The sequence below is a fragment of the Jatrophihabitans sp. genome (assembly GCF_036388195.1).
In the GTDB taxonomy this organism is placed as follows: Bacteria; Actinomycetota; Actinomycetes; order Mycobacteriales; family Jatrophihabitantaceae; genus Jatrophihabitans_A.
This window is the reverse complement of the sequence record NZ_DASVSG010000074.1, coordinates 1-7,972: the sequence shown is the minus strand read 5'-3', so window position 1 is coordinate 7,972 and position 7,972 is coordinate 1. Positions and strand designations below refer to the sequence as shown.

Annotated in this window: 8 protein-coding genes; 5 read left to right on the top strand and 3 right to left on the bottom strand. The window is 70.6% G+C overall.

Features of this window, described 5'->3' with window-relative positions; all coding sequences use genetic code 11:
- From VF612_RS07695 to VF612_RS07680, 4 genes are all read left to right on the top strand, one after another.
- Nucleotides 1-400, top strand: a 400-nt coding sequence (locus VF612_RS07695) for a dienelactone hydrolase family protein (protein WP_408659269.1), incomplete at its 5' end; no start/stop codon positions are given.
- Nucleotides 400-657 (top strand): DUF6295 family protein, encoded by a 258-nt coding sequence (locus VF612_RS07690; protein WP_408659268.1) that lies wholly within the window; start codon nucleotides 400-402, stop codon nucleotides 655-657. The genes VF612_RS07695 and VF612_RS07690, both read left to right, overlap by 1 nt.
- Nucleotides 658-765: 108 nt before the next feature.
- Complete coding sequence (locus VF612_RS07685) at nucleotides 766-1,734, top strand: zinc-binding dehydrogenase (protein WP_408659267.1); 969 nt, start codon at nucleotides 766-768, stop codon at nucleotides 1,732-1,734.
- 77 nt (nucleotides 1,735-1,811) lie between these two features.
- Nucleotides 1,812-2,981: an acyl-CoA dehydrogenase family protein gene (locus tag VF612_RS07680; RefSeq protein WP_408659266.1), complete on the top strand. Its 1,170-nt coding sequence runs from the start codon at nucleotides 1,812-1,814 to the stop codon at nucleotides 2,979-2,981.
- Nucleotides 2,982-3,003: 22 nt separating this feature from the next.
- Here the strand turns inward: VF612_RS07680 and VF612_RS07675 are convergent, their stop codons facing one another.
- A complete protein-coding gene (locus tag VF612_RS07675; protein WP_408659265.1) occupies nucleotides 3,004-3,828 on the bottom strand; it encodes a class I SAM-dependent methyltransferase in 825 nt (274 codons plus the stop codon).
- An 81-nt stretch (nucleotides 3,829-3,909) separates the two neighbouring features.
- On the opposite strand from VF612_RS07675, the gene VF612_RS07670 reads away from it, so the two are divergent.
- Entirely contained in the window at nucleotides 3,910-4,737 is an 828-nt protein-coding gene (locus tag VF612_RS07670; RefSeq protein WP_408659264.1) for a PIG-L family deacetylase, read from the top strand.
- Nucleotides 4,738-4,820: 83 nt separating this feature from the next.
- On the opposite strand, the gene VF612_RS07665 is transcribed toward VF612_RS07670, so the two are convergent.
- Together VF612_RS07665 and lepA are read right to left on the bottom strand one after the other, a co-directional pair.
- Nucleotides 4,821-6,215, bottom strand: a complete 1,395-nt coding sequence (locus tag VF612_RS07665; protein ID WP_408659263.1) for a pyridoxal phosphate-dependent decarboxylase family protein — start codon at nucleotides 6,213-6,215, stop codon at nucleotides 4,821-4,823.
- A gap of 90 nt (nucleotides 6,216-6,305) precedes the next feature.
- Nucleotides 6,306-7,972: translation elongation factor 4 (gene lepA / locus VF612_RS07660; RefSeq protein ID WP_408659262.1), on the bottom strand; the 1,667-nt coding region annotated here is incomplete at its 5' end.

Sequence of the window (7,972 nt, the reverse complement as noted above, 5' to 3'; positions counted from 1 at the left end):
GGTGGCCGTGATCGGCCACTGCTCGGGCGGCCGGCAGGCGGTGCTGGCCGGCTGCAACCTCGACCTGCAGGGCGTCGTGGACTGCTACGGCGCGTACGTGATCGGGACCCCGGTGGCGGAGTTCCCGGTGCAGGCCGGCGGCCTGGAGGACCAGCTGGCCAAGCTGAGCTGCCCGCTGCTGGGGCTGTTCGGCGCCGAGGACTCCTACCCGTCGCCGGAGCAGGTCGCCGAGCTCGGCCGGCTGCTGACCGAGCACGGCAAGGAGCGCGAGCTGCACTCCTACGACGGGGCGGGGCACGGGTTCTTCTGCACCGACCGGCCGGCCTACCGGCCGACGCAGGCGATGGACGGCTACTCCAAGATCGCCGCTTTCTTCGCCCGGACGATCGGAGACAGCTGATGTGCACCTACAACACCGAGCACGCGAGCATCACCGGCAGCGGCAAGGGACGGGCCGGCTGGGTATCCCTGACCGACGCCACGGTCTACTTCGACCATCCGGTGCACGCGCAGGCCGATCACACGCTCAACATCGACCTGACCGGGGCCGGCGCGCCGGGCGAGCGGATCGCGGTGGAGCTGACGGCCTCCTCCGCCCGCGAGCTGATGGCGGCGATCGAGCGTGCTTTGGCGAAGGTGCCGGCCGGGCTGCTCTGAGCCGGGCCGCTTAGAGCCGGGCTGCTCTGAGCCGGGCTGCTCTGAGCCGGGCCGCTCTGAGCCGGGGCGTTGCGGCGGTGCGACGCGGCCCCGTTTAGGGTCAGGGCCATGCGAGCCGCCTACGCCAGTGCCCTGAACCCGGACGCACCGCTGGACGGGCTGGTGATCGGCGAGCGTCCCGATCCCGAGCCGAAGCCCGGCTGGACCACCGTGCGGGTCAAGGCCGCCAGCCTCAACCACCACGACCTGTGGACGCTGCGCGGGGTCGGCATCAAGGAGAGCCAGCTGCCGATGATCCTCGGCGGCGACGTGGCCGGCATCGACACCGCGACCGGGCAGGAGGTCGTGGTGCACTCGGTGATCAGCGCCGAGGACTGGTTCGGAGACGAGACCCTGGACCCGGGCCGCTCGCTGCTGAGCGAGAAGCACCAGGGAACGCTGGCCGAGCTGGTCGCGGTGCCCACCCGCAACCTGCTGCCCAAGCCCGCCGAGCTGTCCTTCGCCGAGGCCGCCTGCCTGCCGACCGCGTGGCTGACCGCCTACCGGATGCTGTTCGTCAACTCCGGCCTGCGGCCGGGTCAGACCGTCCTGGTGCAGGGCGCCACCGGCGGGGTCGCCTCGGCGTGCATCGGCCTGGCCCGGGCGGGCGGCCTGCGGGTGTGGGCGACCGCCCGCACCGAGGCCAAGCAGGCCACCGCCCTGGAGCTGGGCGCGCACCAGGCGTTCGCACCCGGCGCCCGGCTGCCGGAGCGGGTCGACGCGGTGCTGGAGACGGTCGGCGCTGCCACCTGGTCGCACTCGCTGAAGTCGCTGCGGCCAGGCGGGCGGGTCGTGCTCTCCGGCGCCACCTCGGGGGCGATGCCGCCGGCCGAGCTCAACCGGATCTTCTTCCTGCAGCTGCAGGTGATCGGCTCCACGATGGGGACCAAGGCCGAGCTCGGCGAGTTGATCTCGTTCCTGCAGGTGACCGGGCTGCGCCCCCGGATCGACCGGACGCTGGGGTTGGAGGAGGCGGCCGAGGGGCTGGCCGCGATGCAGACCGGCGAGCTGGTCGGCAAGATCGTGATCGAGCCCTGACGGGGGCCGCGGGCTAGATTCGAGGCAGGCCGGTTCGGCACGCTAGCGATTTGCCTAAGAGCTGAGGACATCCCGCCATGGACTTCTCACTGACCGACGAAGAGCGCCAGACCCGGGACTGGGTCCGCAACTTCGTCCAGCGCGAGATCATGCCGATGGAGCCGGAGGTGCTGCGCCGCGAGCGCGCCCACCAGCCGGGGGTCACCGCCGACGAGCTGGCCGAGCTGAGGGACAAGGCGCGCCGGTTCGGCTTCTGGGGCATCCAGACGCCGGCCGAGTACGGCGGGATGGACCTGTCCGCGGTGCTCGCGTCGCTGATCGAGGCCGAGCTCGGCCACTCGTTCGTGCCGTTCCGGTTCGGCGGCTACGCCGACAACATCCTGTTCCACGCCGACGATCGGCAGAAGCAGGAGTACCTGCTGCCCACCATCGAAGGCGATCGCGTCTCGTGTTTCGCGATCACCGAGCCGGGCGCGGGCTCAGACCTCACCGCGATCCGGACCACCGCCCGCAAGGACGGCTCGGACTGGGTGATCAATGGCGAGAAGACCTTCATCACCGGCGGCGACGAGGCCGATTTCACCATGGTGTTCGCCATCACCGACCCGGCCCTGGGCATCAACGGCGGGGTGACCTGCTTCCTGGCCGACCGGGACGCCGGCTGGAAGTCAGAGCACATCGACACCATGGGGCAGTGGGGGCCGGCTGCGCTGGTCTTCGACGAGGTGCGGGTGCCCGAGCGCAACATCCTCGGCGAGCTCGGCCAGGGTTTTGCCTTGGCCATGCAGTGGATCGGCCGTGGCCGCTACCTGTTGCCCGCCCGGGCGGTCGGCGCCTGCGAGCGGCTGATGGAGCTGGCCATGCAGCACGCCCGCAACCGGGTCACCTTCGGCCAGCCGATCGCCGACCGGCAGGCGATCCAGTGGATGATCGCCGACTCGGCGGTGGAGCTGGAGGCGCTGCGCTGGCTGGTGCTGTCGGCCGCCTGGCAGGTGGACCAGGGCATGGACTCCCGGCACGCCCAGTCGATGGCCAAGCTCTTCGGCGGGATCAAGGCGAACGAGATCGTCGACCGGATGCTGCAGATCCACGGCGGCATGGGCTACACCCGGGAGCTGCCGATCGAGCGGTGGTACCGGGAGCTGCGGCTGCTGCGGATCTATGAGGGCACCGACGAGATCCAGCGCCGGACGATCGCCCGCAACCTGCTCAAGGGCCACGCCTCGGTGCGTGGCGTGCTGGGCTGAGTCCCTGGCGCGCCGGCCCGCGTCAGTCCTTGACCGCCTGCAGGGTGTAGGTCAGGGGCAGCCGTTCGGGCCGGTCGTTCAACCGCCACTCCTCGTCCTCGCCGCGGGTCATCTCGCCGGGCAGCGCCTCCCACGGCACCGACCGGTGCTCGACGAACTGGGTCAGCCGCAGGCCGGCGTCCAGCACCGCGGTGATGATCTCGCCGATGCCGTGGTTCCAGCTGGCGCTGCTGTTGTTCACGAAGTCGACCTCGGTGGGCACGTAGCTGCCCTCCTCCTCGAACACCACCGGCTGCTCGGTCTCGAAGTACGGGTACTCCACGGCCAGCAGGTGATCCTCCCGCCGGTCGTCCATCGCCCAGAGCGCCGGGTGGCCCTCTCGGATGAACAGCCGGCCGCCGGGCGCCAGCAGCTCGGCCACCAGCCGGCCCCAGCGGGCGATGTCGGGCAGCCAGCACAGCGCACCCACCCCGGTGTAGAGCAGGTCGAACTGGTGCGCGCCGAACCGCTCGACCGCCTCGTAGGCGTCGGCCTGCACGTAGTCGATCTCGGCGCCGACCGACTCGGCGAGTGCCCGGGCCTCGGCCAGCGCCGGGCCGGAGAAGTCCAACCCGCTCATCCGGGCGCCGAGGCGGTGCAGCGACAGGGTGTCGGTGCCGATGTGGCATTGCAGGTGCAGGCCGCGCAGACCGCTGATGTCTCCCAGGAACGGTTGGTCGAAGCGCACCACCTTGGACAGGAAGCCCGGGTCGTCGCGGAAACGCTGCAGCGCGTAGCCGGGTGAGGCGGCATGCGCCGGCGCCCGCTCGTTCCAGTTGGCCAGGTTCAGTGCGCGGTAGTCGTCCACACCGCCGATTGTCGCAGTGGCGTCGAATCGATTCGGCACGACCGGCGTGGACAGGTTCTCCCCGTGCCCTAGGGTGCTGGCATGATCGATCGCCCCCTGACCCTGATGGCAGTGCACGCCCACCCCGACGACGAGGCGACCGGCACCGGCGGGGTGCTGGCCAAGGCCGCCGCCGAGGGGATCCGGACCGTACTGGTGACCTGCACCGACGGGCGGTGCGGTGACACACCGGGCGGGGCGAAGCCCGGCGATCCCGGCCACGATCCCGACGCGGTCGTCGAGCTGCGCCGCGCAGAGCTGGACAAGAGCGCCGCGGTGCTCGAGATCAGCCACGTGGAGCTGCTCGGGTACGCCGACTCCGGGATGATGGGCTGGCCGAACAACGACGCGCCCGGATCGTTCTGGAGCACGCCGGTGGACGAGGCCGCCGCGCGGCTGGCGGAGCTGATGCGTCGCTACCAGCCCGACGTGGTGGTGACCTACGACGAGAACGGCTTCTACGGCCACCCCGACCACATCCAGGCGCACCGGATCACCATGGCCGCGGTGGCGTTGACGGGAGAGCCCGGGCCCGCCAAGGTGTACTGGACCACTGCCCCGCAGTCGGAGATGCAGAAGTTCCGCCAGCTGATGATCGAGCTGGGCGCGGACTGGGACGAGCCGGAGGAGGGCACCCCCGAGATCGGCTTGCCCGATGAGGAGATCAGCACCTGGGTGGACACCCGCGCGTTCGGTGACCAGAAGTACGACGCGCTGGCCGCGCACGCCAGTCAGGGGGAGAACATCTTCTTCCTGCAGATGGGCCGGGAGAGGTTCACCGAGATGATGGGCATGGAGACCTTCGTCCGGGTGCACGACACCACCGGCACGCCACTGCCCGAGGACGACCTGTTCGCCGGGCTGCGCTAGTCGGCTCAGCCAGTCGGGTCAGCCAGCCGCCCGGTGCCCTACCCAGCTCAGCCGGCCGCCCGGTGCGCTACCGGCCGCCGCTGCTAGCCGACCGCTGCATCCCCGGTCGCTTCGACAGCGCGCCGGACGGCCGCCACCGACATCGCGACGTCCTGCTCGTCGGTGGACCAGTTGCTGACCGAGACCCGGATGATCCGCCGGCCGGCCCAGCGCGAGCCGGACATCCAGGTGACACCCTCCTGCAGCAGGTGGTTCATCACGGCGACGGTGCGCTCGTCGTCCCCGACGGCGAAGCAGACCTGGGTGAACACCACGTCGTTGAGGACCTCCACGCCGTCCACCTCGGCGATGCCGGCCGCGATCGCCTGGGCATTGGCGACCAGCCCGTCCACGAGGCCTGCCATGCCGGTACGGCCGAGGGAGTGCAGCGCCGCCCACACCGGCACCCCGCGGGCCCGCCGGGACATCTCTGGAGCCCGGTCCAGCGGGTCCCCGGCGGCGTCGGGCACCAGGTAGTCGGCAGAGATGCCGAAGATCCGGCGCAGCGGGGCCGGCTTGTTCACGATGGCGATCCCGCAGTCGAAGGGCACGTTCAGGGTCTTGTGCGCGTCGGTGCCCCAGGAGTCGGCGGCCTCGAATCCGGAGACCAGGCGCCGGTGGGTCGGGCTGGCGGCGGCCCACAGCCCGAACGCGCCGTCGATGTGCACCCAGGCGCCGTGCCGGTGCGCGACGGCGATGGCCTCGGCGAACGGATCGAAGGCGCCGGAGTGCAGGTCGCCGGCCTGCAGGCAGACGATCACCGGGCCGCCGGGCCGGTCGGCGAGCGCCTCGGCCAGCGCATCGGCGCGGATCCGGCCCTGGTCGTCGGCCGGCACCACCGTCGGCGCGCCGAGCCCCAGGTAGCGCAGCGCCACGTCGACCGTCACGTGCCGTTCGGCGCCCACCAGCACCGTGATCGGCGGCGCCCCGTTCAGGCCGCGCTGGTTGACGTCCCAGCCGGCGTCGGCCAGCACCTGCTCGCGGGCAGCCGCCAGGCAGCTGAAGTTGGCCATGGTCGCGCCGGTGACGAAGCCGACGGCAGCGCCCGCAGGCAGGCCGAGCAGGTCGAGCAGCCAGCGAGCGGCCGTCTCCTCGGCGGCCACCACGCCCGGGGTCGGGGTACGCATGCCCGCGTTCTGGTCCCAGGCGCTGACCAGCCAGTCGGCGGCCAGCGCGGCCGGCAGCGTCCCACCGATCACCCAGCCGAAGAACCGACCGGAGGGCATCGCCATCAGACCGTCCTCGACCACCTCGCCGAGCAGATCGATGGCCGCGGCGGGATCGGTCGGGCCGTCCGGGAGCTCGCCGAGCGCCTTGGCCACCTCGTCCGCGCCGCGCCGCGGCGGGATCGGCCGGTCCGGCATCGAGGCCAGCCAGCGACGCGCATGGGTCGTCGCGGCCTGCAGCGCGGCTGAGTAGGCCTCTTCTCGTGCGGTCATGACGCTTCTCCTCTGGCCGAACAGCAATCGTTCCGGGACGCTATCCCACCCCGCCGACAGGCCGAAGGTTGGTTCTGAGTGAAGGGGCAGCTACTTCTTGCCGGAGTCCGGGGATTCGGTAGTGGACAGCGCCGCGATGAACGCCTCCTGGGGCACCTCGACCCGGCCGACCATCTTCATCCGCTTCTTGCCCTCCTTCTGCTTCTCCAGCAGCTTGCGCTTGCGGGTGATGTCACCGCCGTAGCACTTGGCCAGCACGTCCTTGCGGATCGCGCGGATGCTCTCCCGAGCGATCACCCGGGAGCCGATCGCAGCCTGGATCGGCACCTCGAACTGCTGGCGCGGGATCAGCTCGCGCAGCTTGGTCGTCATCATCACGCCGTAGGCATAGGCCTTGTCCTTGTGCACGATGGCCGAGAACGCGTCCACCGGCTCGCCCTGCAGCAGGATGTCGACCTTCACCAGGTCCGCGGTCTGCTCGCCGGCCTCCTCGTAGTCCAGGCTGGCGTAGCCGCGGGTGCGCGACTTCAGCGCGTCGAAGAAGTCGAAGATGATCTCGCCGAGCGGCAGCGTGTAGCGCAGCTCCACCCGGGTCTCGGACAGGTAGTCCATGCCGAGCAGGGTGCCGCGCCGGGTCTGGCACAGCTCCATGATCGCGCCGATGTACTCGCTCGGGGCGATGATCATCGACTTGACGATCGGCTCGTACACCTCGGCGATCTTCTGCCCGGACGGCCAGTCGGACGGGTTGGTGACCACGTACTCGCGGCCGTCCTCCAGGATCACCCGGTTCACCACGTTGGGCGCGGTGGAGATCAGCTCCAGGTTGAACTCTCTTTCCAGGCGATCCCTGGTGATCTCCAAGTGCAGCAGGCCGAGGAAGCCGCACCGGAAGCCGAAGCCGAGCGCTCCGGAGGACTCGGGCTCGTAGACCAGCGCGGCGTCGTTGAGCCGCAGCCGGTCCAGCGCGTCGCGCAGCAGCGGGAAGTCAGAGCCGTCGATCGGGAACAGGCCCGAATACACCATCGGGTTCGGGTCGCGGTAGCCGCCGAGCGCCTCTTTCGCAGGCTTGCCGGCGTCGGTCACGGTGTCACCGACCTTGGACTGCCGGACGTCCTTCACCCCGGTGATCAGGTAGCCGACCTCGCCGACGCCCAGGCCCTTGCTCACCACCGGTTCCGGCGAGATGACGCCGACCTCCAGCAGCTCGTGGGTGGCGCCGGTGGACATCATCTTGATCTTTTGGCGGGGACTGATGTGGCCGTCGATCACCCGGACGTAGGTGATCACGCCCCGGTAGATGTCATAGACCGAGTCGAAGATCATCGCCCGGGCCTGGGCGTCGGCGTCGCCGACCGGCGGGGGCACGTCCCGGCAGATCACATCGAGCAGCTCCTCGACGCCCTGGCCGGTCTTGGCCGAGACGCGCAGCACGTCGTCGGGCTCGCAGCCGATGATGTGGGCGATATCCAGGGCGTAGACGTCGGGCTGGGCAGCCGGCAGGTCGATCTTGTTCAGCACCGGGATGATCTGCAGGTCGTTCTCCAGCGCCAGGTACAGGTTCGCCAGCGTCTGCGCCTCGATGCCCTGGGCGGCGTCGACCAGCAGCACCGCGCCCTCGCAGGCGGCCAGGCTCCGGCTGACCTCGTAGGTGAAGTCGACGTGGCCGGGGGTGTCGATCATGTTGAGCACGTGCCTCGACCCGTCGAGGTCCCACGGCATACGCACGGCCTGGCTCTTGATCGTGATGCCGCGCT

Excerpts from the sequence above, each read along its gene's own strand:
- VF612_RS07690 (WP_408659268.1), top strand. The coding sequence starts at position 400 with ATGTGCACCTACAACACCGAGCACGCGAGCATCACCGGCAGCGGCAAG.
- VF612_RS07680 (WP_408659266.1), top strand. The coding sequence starts at position 1,812 with ATGGACTTCTCACTGACCGACGAAGAGCGCCAGACCCGGGACTGGGTC.
- VF612_RS07665 (WP_408659263.1), bottom strand. The coding sequence starts at position 6,215 with ATGACCGCACGAGAAGAGGCCTACTCAGCCGCGCTGCAGGCCGCGACG.
- VF612_RS07670 (WP_408659264.1), top strand. The coding sequence starts at position 3,910 with ATGATCGATCGCCCCCTGACCCTGATGGCAGTGCACGCCCACCCCGAC.
- VF612_RS07685 (WP_408659267.1), top strand. The coding sequence starts at position 766 with ATGCGAGCCGCCTACGCCAGTGCCCTGAACCCGGACGCACCGCTGGAC.